Raw genomic sequence first — 17,034 nt, 5'->3', positions numbered from 1 at the left:
GGCAGGGTCGTACGACAGGGGGAGTGCGGACGCGGGGCAGGGCAGCGGGCTCAGACGTCGCCCTCGAGCGCCCTGCCGTCGCCGAGCAGGTGGGAGCCGCAGGACACCGCGGCGCGCAGGCAGTGCTCGGTCCAGGCGGCGGCGATGCCGGGGTCCCAGCCGTTCGCCCAGCCGGCGTGCGCCGAGGTCCCGGCGGGGCGACCGGGCACGTCGGTGCTGAGCCGCCACCGGCGCACGCCGCCGGGCCCGGTCGGCGGGTACAGCACGTGGTAGCTCAGCTCCGGCAACGCCACCGGACGGGTTGCGGGGCAACCGTTCCCGGTCGCGTAGCCGAGGTGGGCGCGGTGCCCGGGACTGTCGGTCCGGACGCCGTCCCAGCACTGCGGGAACTGCACGACGAGCTCCACGGGGGCGTCGCCGCACGACACCGGCGACGCCGAGCGGCGGCCGTCGCCGCCCCAGCAGGTCCACCACGCGTGCTGTTGTGCACCGGTCGCGCCCGGGTCCCCGGCGACCATCCGCAGCCCGGGCGGCAGCACCCCGACCTCCGCGGGGCGGACCCCGCCGTACCCGGTCGACAGGTAGACGTGCACGACCTGCGGGGCGACCGGGGCACCGGTGGACGTGTCGACGAGCGAGGGCACCCAGTAGACGGAGCGGTCCACGGTCCCGCCGCGGCACGTCGACCGGCCGGTCGACGTCCAGGGTCCCGGCACCCCGGCCCTGGCGGACGTGTTGCCCCAGTAGGTGCGCAGCGGCACCGCCCCCGCGCCGCGCCCCTCCGCGGCGAGGACGTCGTCGGTGTTCATGTGCGAGTACGCGCAGACCGTGCGGAAGATGCCCGTCCCGTCACCGGCCGACGGCTGCTGCGTCGTCGCGACGACCCGCCGCAGGCCGCTGCCCGGCGAGCCGGCCGGGATCAGCCCGGGGACGAACGGGACACCTGGCGGGGTGCGGGCCGCAGGGCCCGGCCCGGCCGCGGTGCTCGCGGCCGGGCCGGGTGTCGTCCCCGGACCGGTCCCGGGACCGGTGCTCGCCGCGGGAGGGAGCGCGGCGGTCACCGTCCCCCGTGCGGTCCCGGCCGAGGGCGTCGGACCGGTCGGGACCGGGAGGGGAGCAGGGGCGTCGCGGCCCGCGGGCGGCACGACGACGACGCCGAGACCGCCGCGGGGCCCGCCGGGCAGTGCGACGGCGGCGAGCGCGGCGGCGACGAGGAGGGTGCCCGCCGCGGCCGCCGCCCGGGTCCGTCGCCGGCGCCGGACGAGGCGGCCGACCCGTTCGAGCCGGTCGGCCGGCCCGGGCAGGTCGGGGTACGCGGTCTCGAGCAGGTGGCGCAGGTCGGGCAGGTCGCGCAGGTCGTCGCCGGCGTCCGCGTCGGGACCGGGGGGTCGGCCGGGGCCGGTCATGCGTCCCACCGGCCGATCGGGGCCGGGCCGAGGTGCGGGTCCGACCGCAGGGTCGCGAGCGCACGGCCGGCCTGCACCTTGACCGTGGCGGTCGAGCAGCCGAGGGTCCGGGCGGTCTCGTCGATCGAGAGGTCCTCGAGGTAGCGGAGCACGACGACGGAGCGCTGCTGCGGCGACAGGCGCAGCAGCGCCCGGTGGACGGCGTCCCGTGCGGCCGAGCGGCCGGCCAGGTCGGCGTCCTCGGCCGTCTCGGGGACCTGCGCCGACGGGACCTCGCCCCGCCAGCGGCGCCGGCGTCCCGACAGGAACGTCGACACGAGCACTCGTCGCACGTACGCCTCCGGGCTCTGGCCGGCGGAGATCCTGGCCCACTTGGGCCAGACCTCGGCCAGCGCGGTCTGCAGGAGGTCCTCCGCCGACGTCCGGTCACCCGTGAGCGCCCAGGCGGCGCGCAGGAGCGCGCCGGACCGCGCGGTGACGAACTCCGCGAAGCCGTCGGGTGGGTCGTGTCGTCGCATCGGCTCTCCGCCGTCTCAGCGTTCCGGCGGTGCCGAAAGGTAAACAGCCGAGGTGGGGCGGGGCCAGCGTGGCGCGGTGCGGTCACCGCGCGGTCACCGTGCCCGGGCGGCACGTGCCCGGGCAGGCAACAGCCCGCAGGCTGCCTCCGGGTGGAGGCTGCCGTGCTGGACGATGCACGGCTCCTGCGGGCTGCGGTGACTGCCTGGTACTCGCCGGCCGCTGATGGCCCGGCGAATGCCCCGTGGGGGACGGTCGAGTGGTCGACCGGCTCCGGGTGGGGCAGTCCGTCCGTCTGACAGCGGCTAGCGGGCAGCCACCTCACGCGTCCTGTTGATATCCAACTCCGGACCACCTCCCTTCCCGTGTACGGCGAACCTACGACGCCCTCGCGGCGATGGCAACGCGAATACCCGTCGATCCGCTGGGAGAGAACACGATGGGCCGATCACGCCGGGGCCGGACCTGGATCGAACCGGGACCGGACCGGGGGGGGCGGAGCGGGGATCAGACCTCGGTGACGACCCGCTCGAAGGCCAGCCGCGGGCTGCGCGGGTACCACGCGTCCGGGCCGGGGCGGCCGATGTTCACGACGGCGACGACCTGCCGGTCGCCCTCGGGGAAGAACTCCTGCTCGACGGCGGCGGCGTCCAGGCCCGTCATGGGGCCGGCGGCCAGGCCCGCGGCGCGGATCCCGAGGATCAGGTAGCCGAGCTGGATCGAGGCGTTGAACTTCGAGAACGCCGCCCGGCCGTCGGGGTCGGCGAACATGTCCTTGGCGTTCGGGGCGTGCGGGAAGACCTCGGGGAGCGTCTCGTGGAACTCGCGGTCCGCGGTGACGACGGCGACGAGCGGCGCGGCGGCGGTCTTCGCCTGGTTGCCGGGGGCCATGTGCTTCACGAGGCGCTCGCGGGCCTGCGGGGAGCGGACGAGCGTGACCCGCATCGGCTGGGTGTTCATGCTCGTCGGCGCCCACTGGACGAGGTCGTAGATCGCCCGGACCTGCTCGTCGGTGACGGGCTCGTCCGTGAACGAGTTCGCGGTGCGCGCCGAGCGGAACAGCAGGTCCTGCGCGTCCTTGCCCAGCTCGAGCACCTCGTGGAGCGCGACGGCGGGGGTCTCGGTGACGGTCACTGTGGTGGTCCTTCCACGAACGGGGATGTCCTGCGACGGCCCGTCGGCGCTGCCGGACCGATCGGCTAGTAGAAGGCTCAACTATTGAAACTTCTTCCATCTGGTCCTGTGGCACCGGTCACCTCCGCCGCCCGCCGGTCGATCTCTGTGGACGACGACCCGCCGCCCGACCGACACTCGCGGCATGACCGAGATCGCGGAGCCCGCCGTCCGTCACCTCACCGCCGCCGAGCTCGCCGCGGCCCTGCCCGGCGTGCTCACGGCGCCGCGCGGGTCCGGCACCGTCGACCTCGTCGTCCGCCGCCCGGCCGTCGACGCACGCGAGGAGCTCGCCGTCGGCGTCCTCGACCCCGCCGTCGGCCTCGTCGGCGACGACTGGGCGGACCTGCCCAGCACGGCGACCCCCGACGGGTCACCGCACCCCGGCCGCCAGCTCACCCTCATGAGCTCGCGCTTCGTCGACGTCGTCGCCGGCTCCCGGGACCGCTGGGCGCTCGCCGGCGACCAGGTCTACGTCGACCTCGACCTCTCCGAGGAGGCGCTGCCCGTCGGCAGCCGGCTGCGCCTCGGCACGGCGGTCGTGGAGATCACCGACCAGCCGCACACCGGCTGCGCGAAGTTCGCCGCCCGGTTCGGCCGCGACGCGCACAAGCTCGTGTGGTCCGACGAGGGCCGCGCGCTGCGGCTGCGCGGTGTCTACGCGCGGGTCGTCGACGCCGGCGAGGTCCGGCCGGGGGACCGGGTCGCCGTCCTCTGACGCACGGTGCCTGCGGGCTCAGCCCGCCGGTGCGATCCGCGCCGGGTCGACCTCCACCCACACCTGCGCCGTGCGCGCGAGCGGCTCGCCGTCCGCGGCGAACAGCGTCGTCGTCGTGAGGGTCGTGCGGGCCCGCTCGGCGCGCACCGTCCCGGCGACGACGCACTGCTCGCCGACCCCGGGCCGGCGGGCGACGGCCGCGGTCATCGTGCCGAGGAGGAAGACCCGGCCGGCGAGGTCGAGGGTCCAGATCCCGGGGCAGTCGAGCGCGGCCCACACGGTCGCGAGGTCGGCCCGGCCGTCGCCGGCGTCGGACGACGCGTCGGGCAGCCACGGCGTGGCCGTCGTCCCGGGGGCGCCGCCGGCCGGGCGGGCCGGGGTCAGCCGCAGTCCCGTCGGGTGGTCCGGCGAGCACGTGAAGCACGTCGGGAACGGGTGCTCGCCCGGGCCGGGGTAACCCGCTGCGGCGGCGCGTGCGACGTCGACGGGCACGAACGTGTCGGGAACGTCGTCCGGGTCGGGGAACCCGGCGGGCGGCAGGTCCGCGGGGACGGCCGTCGCGGCGACGACGTCGCCGTGGAGCAGCCGGACGCCGGTCGCCGGGTCCGCGCCGTCGAGCGGGACGACGTCCAGCACGGTCTCGAGCGGCGGCGGCGCCGAGAGCCGGACGGCGACCGCACGGCCGGACAGCGCACCGGGCACGTGCGCCGCGAGCGCCCCGGCGACCCAGCCGCCGTTGCCGGAGCCGGGCGGGCCGCTGAAGCGGGCGGGGATCACGAGCGTCGTCGTCGGCACGGGCGTGATGCTGCCAGCCCGCCGGGACGGCACGACGCCCGGCCCGGCCGGCCGCCGGTCAGCCGCCGCGGATCTCGGCGTACCGGGCCAGCGCCTCGACCCGCTCGGCGGCATGGTCGACGATCCGCTCCGGGTAGCCGTGCGCGTACCCGTCGAGGACGTCCCACGGCGCGTGCGCGGCCTTGCCGGCCAGGTGCGCGAGCTCGGGGACGAACCGGCGCACGTACGTGCCGTCCGGGTCGAACTTCTCGCCCTGGGAGACCGGGTTGAAGACCCGGAAGTACGGGGCGGCGTCCGTGCCCGAGCCCGCGACCCACTGCCAGCCGTGCTGGTTGCTCGCGAGGTCGCCGTCCCGCAGCCAGCGCATGAACCAGCGGGCCCCGTGCTGCCACTCGACGTGCAGGTCCTTGACGAGGAAGCTCGCGACGACCATCCGCACCCGGTTGTGCACCCAGCCGGTGGCCCGCAGCTGGCGCATCCCGGCGTCGACGAAGGGGTAGCCGGTGCGGCCCTCCTGCCACGCCTCGAGGTGCTCGCGGGCGGTCTTCGTCCGGGCCGGATCGGCGTACCGCATCCCGGCGTACTCGGGGCGCAGGTACTCGCGTGCGCTCTCCGGACGGTGCCACAGGACGTCGGCGTAGAACTCCCGCCAGCCGAGCTCGCTGCGCAGCGTGTCGGCGCCCGCGCCGCGGCGGTGCGAGAGGTCGGCGAGCATCGTCCGGGGGTGGATCTCGCCGTACTTGAGGTGCGCGGACATCGACGTCGTCCCGTCGACCCCGGGGCGGTCGCGCCGGTCGGCGTACTCGGTGACGCCGCCGCCGTCGACCTCGCCGGCGAGGAAGGCGTGCCAGCGGGCGAGCGCCGCCTGCTCGCCGACCTCGGGCAGCTCGAGGCCCTCGAGGTCGGGCTCGTCGGGCAGCGGCTCGGTCGACGGTGCGCCCCGGGAGGCCGAGCGGCCGGCGCCGTGCCACTCGACGTCCTGCGGCGGGGACGCCGCGGGTGCCGGCCAGCCGTGCCGGGCCCACGCCTTGAAGAAGGGCGTGAAGACCTTGTAGGGGTCGCCGGAGCCGTTCGTCACCGTGCCCGGGCCGACCGCGTAGGGCGTCCCGGTGCGCACGAGCCGGCCGCCGGCGTCCGCGAGCGCCGCCGCCACCGCGTCGTCCCGGCGCCGGCCGTACGGGCCGGCGTCCGCCGTGACGTGCACGGACGCCGCACCGACCTCGCGCGCGAGCGCCGGGACGACGACCGCCGGGTCGCCGTGCCGGACGACGAGCACCGGTCTGCGGGTCGTGCCGCCGAGCGAGGCGTCGAGCGCCCGCAGGGAGCGCACGAGCCAGGCCCGCCGGGTGGGGCCGGCCGGCTCCCACAGGGCCGGGTCGACGACGAACAGCGGGACGACGCCGCTCCCGCCCTTCCCGTCGCCGTCCTCCGCGGCCGCGGCGTGCGCCGCGAGGAGGGCGGGATGGTCGGCCAGCCGCAGGTCCCGCCGGAACCACAGAACGCTCGTCACCACGTCGGACGACGCTAGCCGCGCCTGCCCGCGGGCGCCCGCCGGAAGAGGACCGGACGGCGGAGCGTTGTCGTGCGGACCGGTGCGGCGCGCTGGGGCACGAGGCCGGGACGCAGGACGTCACCAGCAGGGGCCGCGACGGGGGAGAATGCACCTGCCGCACGCGCCCGCCCGTGCGACGGTGACCCGCGAGGCGCGCGACGAGCACGCCGACGACAGGAGGCCGAGGTCCGGTGACCGACCTCATCGACACCACCGAGATGTACCTGCGGACGATCTTCGAGCTCGAGGAGGAGGGGATCGTCCCGCTGCGCGCGCGCATCGCCGAGCGGATCGGCCACTCCGGTCCGACCGTCTCGCAGACCGTCGCGCGGATGGAGCGGGACGGCCTGCTGCTCGTGTCCGGCGACCGGCATCTCGAGCTCACCGACTCCGGCCGGCTCAAGGCGACCCGGGTCATGCGCAAGCACCGGCTCGCGGAGCGGCTGCTCCTCGACGTCATCGGCCTGGAGTGGCAGTACGTCCACGACGAGGCGTGCCGGTGGGAGCACGTCATGAGCGACCGCGTCGAGCGCAAGCTGCTCGGGATCCTCGTCGACCCGCGCGAGTCCCCGTACGGCAACCCGATCCCGGGCCTCGACGAGCTCGGCGGCACCTCCGTGGCCCCCGCGGACTTCCGCACCGGGGTCGAGGCGCTGACGACCGTCCTCGACGGGTCCACGACCCCGCGGGACCTCGTCGTCCGCCGTCTGGGTGAACCTCTCCAGACCGACACCGACCTCATGGCCCGGCTCGCCGAGGCGGGGCTGCGCCCCGGTGTGCGTGTCTCGGCGTGTCGTACGCGGGACACGTTGCGTGTCGAAGCGCCGGACGGCGTCCTCGACCTCCTACCGAGCGTCGCCGCCCACGTCTTCGTCGCCACCGCCTGACCTGCGACGGTCACGCTTGGTGATGATTTATGAGTCGCTTATCGTGACACCCGACACGACCGTGACCGTGACGTGACATCCGCGGATCCCGCGGGGTAGTTTCGGCACGCCTCCCACCCCTGGGGGGTCTCCGGGTCGGACGCCGAGCTCTGCCACCGTCCGGAGAACCGAACACCGCATGGCAGAGGCGGGGGACCCACTTTCGGCACTCCGGCCCGGCGGCGACCAGCCGCCGGCAGGCACCACCGGAGCGCCTTGGGGTGAAGCCCTCGGTGCGAGGCTCAGCAACGAGCCGCGCGCCAGGGCCGGGTGACTTCTCCAACCCGAACCCGACAGCTCACCTCGAAGGCGTCCGGAGAGGTTCCACTGTGTCCGAACGCAGTTCGGCGCGTCACCGCGCGCCTGCCCGTCCGCTCACCCCGTTCGACAGTCTCACCGACACCCTGACCGGCCAGCTCAGCGCGGTCGGCGACCAGCTCGGGTCCGTCGGTCGCAGCGGTGCCGTCCTCGCCGTCTCCACCGGTCTCGTCGCCACGATGGGCATGCCCGCGAGCGCCGTCACGAAGACCGCTCCGGAGAACGGCGTCTCCCTGTCCCGCCCGTCGGTCGTCACCGCGGCCGCCGTCGCGCTCCCCGCCTCGGTCGTCAGCGGGGCCGCGGTCACCGCGCCGAGCACCGCGAACGTCTCGTTCGAGCGCAGCACCATCACCGTGAAGAAGGCCGCGCCCAAGCCCAAGGCGCGCATCGTCGAGCGGGCCTCGCGGTCGACCGTCCGGGCGGCCGCACCGGCCAAGAAGTCCTCCGCGGTGAAGTCCTCGACGAAGAAGGCGAGCTCGCCCGGCCGCTCGGTCGACACGAGCTCGATCGTCTCGATCGCGCGCAGCCTGCTCGGCATCCCGTACGTGTACGGCGGCACGACGACCGACGGCTTCGACTGCTCCGGCTTCACGAAGTACGTCTACGGCAAGGCCGGCATCAGCCTGCCGCGCACGTCCGGCTCGCAGTACGCGGCGGTGACGCACATCAGCCGCAGCCAGGCCCGCCCCGGCGACCTGGTCTTCATCTTCTCCGGCGGCCGCGTGACCCACGTCGGGATCTTCACCGGCGGCAACCGGATGATCGACTCCCCGCGCTCGGGCAAGTCGACGCAGGAGCGCGAGATCTGGTCGAGCAACATCGCGTTCGGGCGCCCCTGACCCGGGCGCAGCACCTGGAGCACGCACTGCGCACCACGTCTGCGGACCGCCCCTCGCGGGTGGCCCGACGGCGGTCCCGCCCGGTTCGGTCCGTACGCCCCACGGCCCGACGCCCCCACGGGTGGACCGCTCCCGACGGCCCGGCCGGCGCCCCCCGGCCGGGCCGTCGGCATGTCCGGGCGGTCCCCGTCACAGGGGCGTAACCAAAATCTCACCGCCTAAACCATGTGCTGCACCCCCTGCCGTTCTCTACTCTTCGGACCAGAGGCACTCGATGAGACCGGTTCCAGGAGGGCTCGTGCACGACGCGGTACGAAGCGCGGCCGCCGCACTTTCCAGTGCGGTGCGGCCATACGCCGCTGCGTGCGCTCGAGGCGTCGTCCCGTCAGGGGCGGCGCCTTCTGTCGTCCTGGGCCCGGTCCGTCGTTCGGGTGCCTCCGGCGGGCTCGCCCCGCCGCCGTAGTGCGTCCTGACGCCACCAGCCAGGTGACGTCGACGAAGGAAGGGAGGTGACGGCATGCGGACCCTGGTGCTCAACGCGGGGTACGAGCCACTCGCCGTCGTGTCGTTCCGTCGGGCCATCGTCCTGGTGCTCGCGGGCAAGGCCACCGTCGTCGCGGACGGCGGGTCCCCCGTCGTCGGGGGGACGATGACCCTGCCCCGGCCGTCCGTCATCCTCCTCGGCCGCTACGTGCGTGCACCGCACGGCCGGGCCGTCCCCGTGAGCCGTCGGGGCGTCCTGCGGCGGGACGCGCACCGCTGCGCGTACTGCGGCGGGCACGCGTCGACCGTCGACCACGTGCTGCCGCGCAGCCGGGGCGGCGCCGACTCGTGGGAGAACCTCGTCGCCTGCTGCGTGCGCTGCAACAACCTCAAGGGCAACCGCACCCCGGAGGAGAAGGGCTGGACGCTGCGCGTCCACCCGTACGTGCCGCGCGGCCCGGCCTGGGTCGTCCGCGGGGCCGACGTGCGGGACCCGCTCTGGGAGGCCTACCTCGGCGAGGCCGCCTAGCCCGCGGGGCCGCGCGCTCGTGCCGTGCCCGGCGCCGTCCGCCCGCTCAGGGCCGGACGGCGCCGAGCACGTGCGCGTACTTCTCCCGGGTGATGTTGCGCCCGGTGAGCAGGATGACGAGCGGGTTGCCGTCGATGACGCCCTCGAGCGCGTGCGCGGGCACCTTGCCGGCGAGCAGCGCCGCGAGGCCGACCGCCGCCGAGCCCTCGACGACGAGCCCGTGCGCGGAGAACAACCAGCGCATCGCGGCGACGATCTCGTCCTCGGTGACGCCGGCCAGGGTGGTGTCGGTGCCGATGAGCCACGGCGTGACGCTGCCCGGTTCCAGGTTGCCCGCGAGGCCGTCGGCGAGCGTGTCGTCGACCTGGACGGGGTCGATGACGCCCGCCTGCAGCGCCGCCGCGACCGGGCTCGACGCGCTCGCCTCGACCCCGACGAGCCGGACCGGGCGCCGGGCCCGCTCCCGGCCCCACAGGGCCAGCCCGGCGGCGAGCCCGCCGCCGCCGACCGGGGTGACGAGGGTGAGCGGCGCCCGGTTCGCCGACGGCCCGGACGTCGCCGCCGCGGCCGCGCCGTCGCCCGCGTCCCCGGCGAGCTGGGCGTCCAGCTCGAAGCCGATGGACGCCTGGCCGGCGATGACGTCCGGGTCGTTGTACGCCGACACGAACCGGCGGCCGTGCCCGCGGGCCAGCCACAGCGCGTGCGCCTCGGCCTCGTCGTAGCTGTCGCCCTGCTGGACGAGCTCGACGGGGAACTTCTGCAGCGCCGCGACCTTCGCGGGCGACGCCGACCGGGAGACGACGACCGTGGCGTCGGCGCCGGTGACGCCCGCCGCCCAGGCCGTGCCGAGGCCGTGGTTGCCCGCGCTCGCGGTGACGGCCCGCTCGCCCTCGGGCAGCCGGCTCAGCGCCGAGAGCGCGCCGCGCACCTTGAACGAGCCGGTCGGCTGCATCGTCTCGAGCTTGAGCAGCACCGGCACCGCGCCGAGCCGCGGCACGTGGACCGTCGTCGGCAGCAGCGGCGTCGGCGTCAGCCGGCGGCGCAGCACGGCCCAGGCCGCGTCGAGGTCGAGGGCCGTCGGCACGCGGACGGAGCGGACGGCGTCCGGGGTCAGGCTCACGGTGCGTGAGTCTGGCACGGGGAATCGGTGATCGGCCCGCCGGGTTGTCGCCATCATGGAGTCCGTGAATCCTCAACCGTCCGCGCCGGGCCCGATGCGCGTCGAGATCTGGTCCGACGTCGTGTGCCCGTGGTGCTACATCGGCAAGCGCCGCTTCGAGTCCGCGCTCGCCGCGTTCCCGGACGCCGACCGGGTCGAGGTCGTCTGGCGCTCCTTCCAGCTCGACCCGACGGCACCGGCGCACGACGCCGGCCGCCCCGCCCCCCGGGTCGCCGAGTACCTCGGCGCCAAGTACGGCGGCGGCACCGCGCAGGCCGAGCAGATGATGGCCCAGGTGAACGCCGTCGCGGCGGGTGAGGGGCTGGTCTACGACCAGAGCGAGTCCCGGTTCACGAACACGCTCGACGCGCACCGGCTGATCCATGCGGCGCTCGAGCACGGCGGCCCCGCGCTCCAGGGCGCGGTCAAGGAGCGCCTCCTCGCGGCGTACTTCACGCAGAAGGAGGACATCGGCGACCCGGCGGCCCTCGTGCGCCTCGTCGCCGACGCCGGCCTGCCCGAGGACCTCGCCCGTGAGGTGCTCGGCTCCGACGCCCACCGCGACGCCGTCCTCGCCGACCAGGCGCAGGCCCGGGCGTTCGGCGCGAACGGCGTCCCGTTCTTCGTGCTCGACCGCAGGTACGGCGTCTCCGGCGCCCAGCCGACCGAGGTCTTCGCCGACGTCCTCGCCAAGGCCTGGGCCGACCACGCCCCGGTGACGATCCTCGCGGGAGCCGTCGGCACGGACGGCGCCCAGGGCGAGGTCTGCGGCCCGGACGGCTGCTGACCCGCTGACGGCGCGGGCCGGGTCCGGCAGGCTGGGCGGATGAGCGCCCCGGAACGGCCGAGCCTGCCGACGACCCGCCCCGAGCTCGCCGGCGACCTCGGCATGGTCGCGAGCACGCACTGGCTCGCCTCCCAGGTCGGGATGTCGGTGCTGGAGCGCGGCGGCAACGCCGCGGACGCCGCCGTGGCGGCGGGGTTCGTCCTCCAGGTCGTCGAGCCGCACCTCAACGGCCCCGGGGGCGAGGTGCCGATCCTCGTCGCCGCCCCGGACGGCACCGCCGAGTCGATCTGCGGCCAGGGCACCGCCCCGGCCGCGGCGACGCCCGAGGTGTTCGCCGGGCTCGGGCTCGACGCCGTCCCCGGCACCGGACTGCTCGCGGCGACCGTGCCGGGGGCGTTCGGTGCCTGGACCCTGCTGCTCGAGCGGCACGGCACCTGGCCGTTGCGCGCGGTCCTCGAACCGGCCATCGGCTACGCGCGGGACGGCGCGCCCGTGCTGCCCCGGGTCGCCGAGATCGTCGCGGCGATGGCGGGCGTCTTCACCGACGACTGGCCGACGTCCGGCGCGCTCTACCTGCCGGGCGGGCGGGCCCCGGCGCCGTGGGCGCGGCTGCGGATGACGGTGCTCGCCGACGTCTACGAGCGCGTCCTCGCGGAGGCCGAGGCGGCCGGCCCGGACCGCGCCGCCCAGCTCGGCGCGGCCCGGGACGCCTGGTACCGCGGGTTCGTCGCCGAGGCGGTCGACGACTTCGCCGCGACGACCGCCTGGAAGGACTCCTCGGGCCGGGTCCACGGCGGCCTGCTGCGCGCCGACGACCTCGCGGGATGGCAGCCGGGAGTCGAGGAGCCCGCCCGGTTCGCGTGCGGCCCCGGGGACGCGGTCGAGGTGCTCAAGTCGGGCCTGTGGTCGCAGGGCCCGGTCCACCTCCAGCAGCTCGCCCTGCTCCGTGCGCTGGGCGCGGACGACGACCCGCTCGACCTCGACGACCCGCAGTGGGTCCACACGCTCACCGAGGCCGCCAAGCTCGCGTTCGCCGACCGCGAGGCCTGGTACGGCGACGGCGCCGGCCCCGAGGACGCCGCCGGTGGTCCCCGGGCCGCGGCGCTGCTCGCCGACCTGCTGTCGCCCGCGTACAACGCCGGGCGGGCCGCGCTCGTCTCGCCGGCGACCGCGGACCCGCGGCTGCGCCCCGGTGCCCCGGGCGGCCGGACGCCCGTGCTGCCGCCGCTCGCCGACTTCGACGCGGACGGCGTCCCGCGGCACCCGGACGGCCCGGCAGGCGGGCGGGACGGCGCGGCCGGGGCGGACGACGACCTCGACGGTCTCGCCCTGCCGCGTGCCGCCGCGCCCGGCGAGGGCGAGCCGACCGTGTCGGCCGCGCAGCGCCGGGCCGGGCGCGGCGACACCTGCCACCTCGACGTCGTCGACGCCCGCGGGCTCATGGTCTCCGCGACCCCGAGCGGTGCGTGGCTGATGTCCTCACCCGTCGTCCCGGCCCTCGGGTTCCCGCTCGGGACGCGCGCCCAGATGTTCCGGCTCACCCCCGGGCTGCCGTCGAGCCTGCGGCCCGGCGCACGGCCGCGGACGACCCTCACGCCGTCCCTCGCCCTGCGGGACGGCAGGCCGTGGCTGGCGTACGGCACGCCCGGCGGAGACCAGCAGGACCAGTGGAGCCTGCTCCTGCTCCTGCGGGTGCTCGCCGGGCTGCGCCGCGGCGACGGCCTCGCGCTGCAGGCGGCGATCGACGCCCCGATGCTCCACAGCGACCACATGCCGTCCTCGTTCGCGCCCCGCCGGGCGGTCCCGAACCGGCTCGTCGTCGAGGACCGGTGGCCGGCCGCCGTCCTGCGCGACCTCGCCGCCCGCGGGCACGACGTGGAGACCGTCGACGGCTGGTCGCTCGGGCGGCTCAGCGCCGTCGCCGACGACCGGCCGTGGGGCGGCTGGCTGCGGGCCGCGGCGAACGCGCGCGGCGCGCAGGGGTACGCCGTCGGCCGGTAGCGCCTGCGCCGCAGGCGCTCTGTGCCCTACGTCCCAGCGCGCCCCCACGCCGCAGGAGCACCGTGGATCCCAGCGGCGCAGTCCCCAGTCCCGCGCCGCGGGGAGGATCCGATGTCCGAGAACGCAGCCGTCCGACCGGTCACGACCTCCATCGTCGTCGTCGGGGTGGACGACACCGAGAGCAGCCGCCGGGCCCTCGCCTGGGCCGCCCAGGAAGCGGTCCGTCGCGGTGCCACGCTCCAGGTCGTCACGGCCTGGACCTGGGACGCGGCCGAGGGGGCGCCGCTCGCGGCGGTCGACCCCGGCACCCTCATGGAGATCGCCGAGGAGACCCAGAGCAAGGCCGTCGACGAGATCGTCGGCGCGATGGCCGAGCCTCCCGTCGTCGCCCGCGAGGTGGTCCGCGCGACCGCCGCGGAGGCGCTCGTCGAGGCGTCCCGGCACGCCGACCTCGTCGTCGTCGGCACGCACGGCCGCGGCCCGGTCCGGTCGGTGCTGCTGGGTTCGGTGAGCCAGTCCGTCATCAAGCACTCCGAGTGCCCCGTCGTCGTCATGCCGCCAGTGCACTCCCACGAGAGCAGGTCCGAGGACGTCGCCCTGAGCGAAGGCTGACGCGTCGCCGAAGGGGTCCGCGCGACATGAGCCGAGAGTGACCGTGACCTCGCCGTGACCTGGGCCGATACGGGAGCGGGTTGACTCAGAGTCACGGGACTTTGCAGTACGGCGACCATGTGGTTAAGTCACTGACGCACCGGCGCTGCATGCGCCGGTGCGCCAGACTTTTGGGGCACCGCGGGTCGTCGGGCCGACCTGCCGGTCAGTCCTCCGCGACGAGGTGGAGGACGCCCCGCCAGCGCTCCCCGGGGGCCAGTCGGACCGGGTCGAGCGCGGCGGGCTCGATGCACACGAAACCGTTCTCGCCGGCGGGCGGGACGTCCGCGAGGGTGTGCGCCGGCCCGGGGTTCCACAGCACCCGGTCGCCGAAGCCCTCGGCCGTGACGGTGAGGCGCCCGTGCGCCGGGTCGTCGAGCACGACGGGCCCGGTGACGCCCCGGACGGCGACGTCGCGCGGCCCGGCCGCGGCCAGCGGTCCCGCGGGCAGCGTGACGGCGGCGCCGGCGGCGGCGTTGTCCTCCGCGGACAGCCCGCCGAGCCCGTCGACCGTCGCGCGGCCGGCGTCGCTCACCGCGAGGTAGGTGTGCAGCGCGGCCATGAACGACCAGTCGTCCTGCCCGGTGTTCTCGACGGCGAGCGACAGGTCGAGCGTGCGGCCGAAGGCCTGGGCCGTGACCGTCACCCGGAAGCCGTGCGGCCAGAGCGCGCGGGTGGCCCGGTCGTCCCCGACCTCGGCGACGACCCGGGCGGCCGCGGTCCGGGCGAGGCCGGCGTCGAGCCGCCAGGCGCGGTCCCGGACGACCCCGTGGGCGGGCAGCGGGCCGCGCCGGGAGAACTGCGGGAAGCAGACCGGGACGCCGCCGCGGATCGCCTCCCCGGGCCCGCAGCGGGCCAGCGGGCTGGTCCAGAGCCGGTCCGGTCCGCCGCCCGCGGGGGTCCAGCCGAGCACCTGCCCGCCGTGGGCGCAGACGACGATCCGGGCCCCGTCCGTCGCGGTCCGGGTCATCCGCGCGCACGGGTCGGCGGGCCCGCTCCGCACGGTCGGCACGCTCGGCGCGGGGGAGTCTGGTGCGGCGGGCTCGTCCATGGGGCCAGCATGCCCGACGGGCGGGGCACCGCCGCGTGCGCGGCGGTCCCCGCCCGGGGTCCGCCGCCCACGGGGGGCAGTGGCGGCGGAGTGCCGGTCGCTCGACGGGGCGGGCGAGGACCGGCGGGCCGGGCCGGCCTGCGTCCCGCGAGGGGTCACGGAGGCAGGCCGCACCCCGGATACGGCGAACCTAGCAAAACGGTCAGGGTCCGCACGTCGGCAGGGACGGCGCGTGCGGGCGCCGTCCTTCTCGCCGGGTCAGACCGGCCGCAGCTCCCCGGAGCCGCGGACGACGAGCTCGGCCGGCACGACCACGGTGCGGGGCGGTCCGGCGTAGCCCTCGCGCCGGCTGAAGAGCAGCTCGGCGGCGGTCTCGCCCATGAGCTCGGCGTCCTGGGCGATCACCGTGACGGCGGGCTCGACGACGTCCGAGAGCTCGAAGTCGTCGAAGGCGACCAGGGCGACGCGGCCGGCCGCGCCGCGCCGGTGCAGGACGCGCAGGGCGCCGATGGCGAGCCTGTTCTGCGCGGCGAAGATCGCGGTCGGAGGGCGCTCCAGGTCGAGCAGGCGTTCGGTGGCGGCCTCGGCGTCCTGGGGGGAGAGCAGGTCGGTGACGACGAGGTCGCCGTCGCCGTCGGCCCCGGCGGCGGTCACCGCGGTGACGTAGCCCTCGAGCCGGTCCTTGGTGGTCGAGACCGACGGTGCGTTGAGCAGCAGGCCGATCCGGCGGTGGCCGTGGGCGAGCAGGTGCTCCGTCGCGAGCCGGGACGCCGCCAGGTTGTCACTCGTCACGAGGTCGGCCTCGACCCCCGCGGGGCGGCGGTCGGCGAACACCGCGGGGACGCCGCGGCGGATCTCGTCGGCGAGGTAGGCCTCGTCCGGGTCGATCCCCATGACGACGAGCCCGTCGACGCGGCGGCGCAGCAGGGCCGTGATGAGGCTGCGCTCCTCGGCGGCCCGGCGGTCGGAGGACCCGGAGATGAGCAGGTGCCCCCGGCGGCGCACCACCCGCTCGACGCCGCGGTGCAGGGCGGAGCAGAAGGGGTTGCCGACGTCGTCGACGACGAGGCCGATCGTCGACGTCGTGGCACCGTTGCGGCGCAGCGACGAGGCGGCCTCGTTCGGCCGGAAGCCCAGCGCCGCGATGGCCTCGAGCACGCGCTCGCGCGTCACGGGGTCGACGTTCGGGCTGTTGTTCACGACCCGCGAGACGGTCATGACGCTGACGGACGACGCCCGCGCGACGTCGCGCATCGTCGCGCGTCGCTCGGGTGCCGCCCGGCGTCCGCCGGTCCCGGTCGTCTCGGCCATAGAGGCCCTCCCCATGATCACGCGACGGGCGAGGTCCGGGCCTGGACACTCACTGTAAGCGCGCGTGTGCATATGTTGCTCCTTCTGACCGGCCTCCGGGTACCAACTCGCCGAGATCATGACGATCGGACTCTTTCGGGTACCGACAGTTGAGCGTGGCACTAACGACCACGACCGTCCCGGATGGCGTCTGCGACCGGCTGTGAGCAGGGGATTCCCCAGAGTTGCGGCAGGTGGGCACGACGACGGCGCCCGGGAGACCCGGGCGCCGTCGTCGGGGAGGGGTCGTGCGGCTCGCGGCCGCTCCGGGTCAGGAGACCTCGCGCAGCAGGCCGGTCGCGACGTCGAAGACGAACCCGCGGATCTGGTCCTTGTGGACGACGAACGGGCTGGCCTTGATCCGGGCGATCGACTGGCGGACGTCGACGTCGAGGTCGCTGAACGACTCGGCCGCCCACTCGGGCTTGATCCCCGTCTCCTCGAGGATGCCCTGCTTGAACGCGTCGTCGGTGAAGGTGAGCATCCCGCAGTCCGTGTGGTGGATGAGGATGATCTCCCGCGTCCCGAGCAGGCGCTGGCTGATCGCGAGCGAGCGGATCTCGTCGTCCGTGACGACGCCGCCGGCGTTGCGGATGACGTGCGACTCACCGTCGCCGAGACCGAGGATCGCGTACACGTTGAGCCGGGCGTCCATGCAGGCGACGACGGCGATGTTCTTGGACGGCGGCAGCGGGAGCGGTCCGGAGAAGGTCTGCGCGTAGCGCCGGTTGTTCTCGAGGTAGTCGTCCGTGACGGTCATGCGGGTCTCCCTGGGGTGGG

General features: G+C 75.8%; 16 protein-coding genes and 1 riboswitch. Of the genes, 7 read left to right on the top strand and 9 right to left on the bottom strand.

The window, feature by feature from the left end; all coding sequences use genetic code 11:
• Window positions 1–50: 50 nt before the first annotated feature.
• The 3 genes from ECOMGDLI_RS15240 to ECOMGDLI_RS15230 all read right to left on the bottom strand — a co-directional run bounded on the left by ECOMGDLI_RS15240 (window position 51) and on the right by ECOMGDLI_RS15230 (window position 3,056).
• Complete coding sequence (locus tag ECOMGDLI_RS15240) at window positions 51–1,406, bottom strand: DUF1996 domain-containing protein (RefSeq protein WP_088317670.1); 1,356 nt, start codon at window positions 1,404–1,406, stop codon at window positions 51–53.
• Entirely contained in the window at window positions 1,403–1,924 is a 522-nt protein-coding gene (locus tag ECOMGDLI_RS15235) for a SigE family RNA polymerase sigma factor (RefSeq protein WP_088317669.1), read from the bottom strand. Before ECOMGDLI_RS15235 ends, ECOMGDLI_RS15240 begins: the two co-directional genes overlap by 4 nt.
• A 505-nt stretch (window positions 1,925–2,429) precedes the next feature.
• A complete protein-coding gene (locus tag ECOMGDLI_RS15230) occupies window positions 2,430–3,056 on the bottom strand; it encodes a malonic semialdehyde reductase (protein ID WP_233153467.1) in 627 nt (208 codons plus the stop codon).
• Between the two features lie 184 nt (window positions 3,057–3,240).
• Here ECOMGDLI_RS15230 and ECOMGDLI_RS15225 point away from each other — a divergent pair, with 184 nt between their 5' ends.
• Window positions 3,241–3,813, top strand: a complete 573-nt coding sequence (locus tag ECOMGDLI_RS15225; RefSeq protein WP_088317668.1) for an MOSC domain-containing protein — start codon at window positions 3,241–3,243, stop codon at window positions 3,811–3,813.
• A gap of 18 nt (window positions 3,814–3,831) precedes the next feature.
• Here ECOMGDLI_RS15225 and ECOMGDLI_RS15220 read toward each other — a convergent pair whose 3' ends face one another.
• Together ECOMGDLI_RS15220 and ECOMGDLI_RS15215 are read right to left on the bottom strand one after the other, a co-directional pair.
• A complete protein-coding gene (locus ECOMGDLI_RS15220) occupies window positions 3,832–4,608 on the bottom strand; it encodes a hypothetical protein (protein ID WP_143447724.1) in 777 nt (258 codons plus the stop codon).
• A gap of 58 nt (window positions 4,609–4,666) precedes the next feature.
• Window positions 4,667–6,121, bottom strand: coding sequence for a deoxyribodipyrimidine photo-lyase (locus ECOMGDLI_RS15215; RefSeq protein ID WP_088317666.1), 1,455 nt, complete (start codon window positions 6,119–6,121; stop codon window positions 4,667–4,669).
• A 230-nt stretch (window positions 6,122–6,351) separates the two neighbouring features.
• Between ECOMGDLI_RS15215 and ECOMGDLI_RS15210 the strand changes: the two genes are divergently transcribed.
• The 3 genes from ECOMGDLI_RS15210 to ECOMGDLI_RS15200 all read left to right on the top strand — a co-directional run bounded on the left by ECOMGDLI_RS15210 (window position 6,352) and on the right by ECOMGDLI_RS15200 (window position 9,255).
• Window positions 6,352–7,047: a metal-dependent transcriptional regulator gene (locus ECOMGDLI_RS15210; protein ID WP_088317665.1), complete on the top strand. Its 696-nt coding sequence runs from the start codon at window positions 6,352–6,354 to the stop codon at window positions 7,045–7,047.
• A gap of 155 nt (window positions 7,048–7,202) precedes the next feature.
• Window positions 7,203–7,412: riboswitch (cyclic di-AMP (ydaO/yuaA leader) on the top strand.
• Between the two features lie 3 nt (window positions 7,413–7,415).
• Window positions 7,416–8,243, top strand: coding sequence for a C40 family peptidase (locus tag ECOMGDLI_RS15205; protein ID WP_088317664.1), 828 nt, complete (start codon window positions 7,416–7,418; stop codon window positions 8,241–8,243).
• A 517-nt stretch (window positions 8,244–8,760) separates the two neighbouring features.
• Complete coding sequence (locus tag ECOMGDLI_RS15200; protein ID WP_088287223.1) at window positions 8,761–9,255, top strand: HNH endonuclease; 495 nt, start codon at window positions 8,761–8,763, stop codon at window positions 9,253–9,255.
• 46 nt (window positions 9,256–9,301) lie between these two features.
• Here ECOMGDLI_RS15200 and ECOMGDLI_RS15195 read toward each other — a convergent pair whose 3' ends face one another.
• Entirely contained in the window at window positions 9,302–10,375 is a 1,074-nt protein-coding gene (locus tag ECOMGDLI_RS15195; RefSeq protein ID WP_198954882.1) for a threonine/serine dehydratase, read from the bottom strand.
• 64 nt (window positions 10,376–10,439) lie between these two features.
• Here ECOMGDLI_RS15195 and ECOMGDLI_RS15190 point away from each other — a divergent pair, with 64 nt between their 5' ends.
• The 3 genes from ECOMGDLI_RS15190 to ECOMGDLI_RS15180 all read left to right on the top strand — a co-directional run bounded on the left by ECOMGDLI_RS15190 (window position 10,440) and on the right by ECOMGDLI_RS15180 (window position 13,814).
• Window positions 10,440–11,201 carry a DsbA family protein gene (locus ECOMGDLI_RS15190; RefSeq protein ID WP_233153466.1) on the top strand — a complete coding sequence of 254 codons (762 nt, stop codon included), beginning with the start codon at window positions 10,440–10,442 and terminating at the stop codon, window positions 11,199–11,201.
• A gap of 39 nt (window positions 11,202–11,240) precedes the next feature.
• A complete protein-coding gene (locus ECOMGDLI_RS15185; RefSeq protein WP_233153465.1) occupies window positions 11,241–13,202 on the top strand; it encodes a gamma-glutamyltransferase family protein in 1,962 nt (653 codons plus the stop codon).
• 111 nt (window positions 13,203–13,313) lie between these two features.
• Window positions 13,314–13,814, top strand: a complete 501-nt coding sequence (locus tag ECOMGDLI_RS15180; protein WP_088317661.1) for a universal stress protein — start codon at window positions 13,314–13,316, stop codon at window positions 13,812–13,814.
• A gap of 205 nt (window positions 13,815–14,019) precedes the next feature.
• On the opposite strand, the gene ECOMGDLI_RS15175 is transcribed toward ECOMGDLI_RS15180, so the two are convergent.
• From ECOMGDLI_RS15175 to ECOMGDLI_RS15165, 3 genes are all read right to left on the bottom strand, one after another.
• Complete coding sequence (locus tag ECOMGDLI_RS15175; RefSeq protein ID WP_088317660.1) at window positions 14,020–14,904, bottom strand: D-hexose-6-phosphate mutarotase; 885 nt, start codon at window positions 14,902–14,904, stop codon at window positions 14,020–14,022.
• A 258-nt stretch (window positions 14,905–15,162) separates the two neighbouring features.
• Window positions 15,163–16,215 carry a LacI family DNA-binding transcriptional regulator gene (locus ECOMGDLI_RS15170; protein ID WP_158221014.1) on the bottom strand — a complete coding sequence of 351 codons (1,053 nt, stop codon included), beginning with the start codon at window positions 16,213–16,215 and terminating at the stop codon, window positions 15,163–15,165.
• A gap of 310 nt (window positions 16,216–16,525) precedes the next feature.
• Window positions 16,526–17,014 carry a carbonic anhydrase gene (locus ECOMGDLI_RS15165; RefSeq protein ID WP_088317658.1) on the bottom strand — a complete coding sequence of 163 codons (489 nt, stop codon included), beginning with the start codon at window positions 17,012–17,014 and terminating at the stop codon, window positions 16,526–16,528.
• Window positions 17,015–17,034: the final 20 nt, after the last annotated feature.

It is taken from the genome of Kineosporia sp. R_H_3, from assembly GCF_002198675.1.
GTDB lineage: Bacteria > Actinomycetota > Actinomycetes > Actinomycetales > Kineosporiaceae > R-H-3.
Note: the sequence above shows the minus strand (reverse complement) of the source record. Positions and strands in the feature narration are given on the sequence as shown.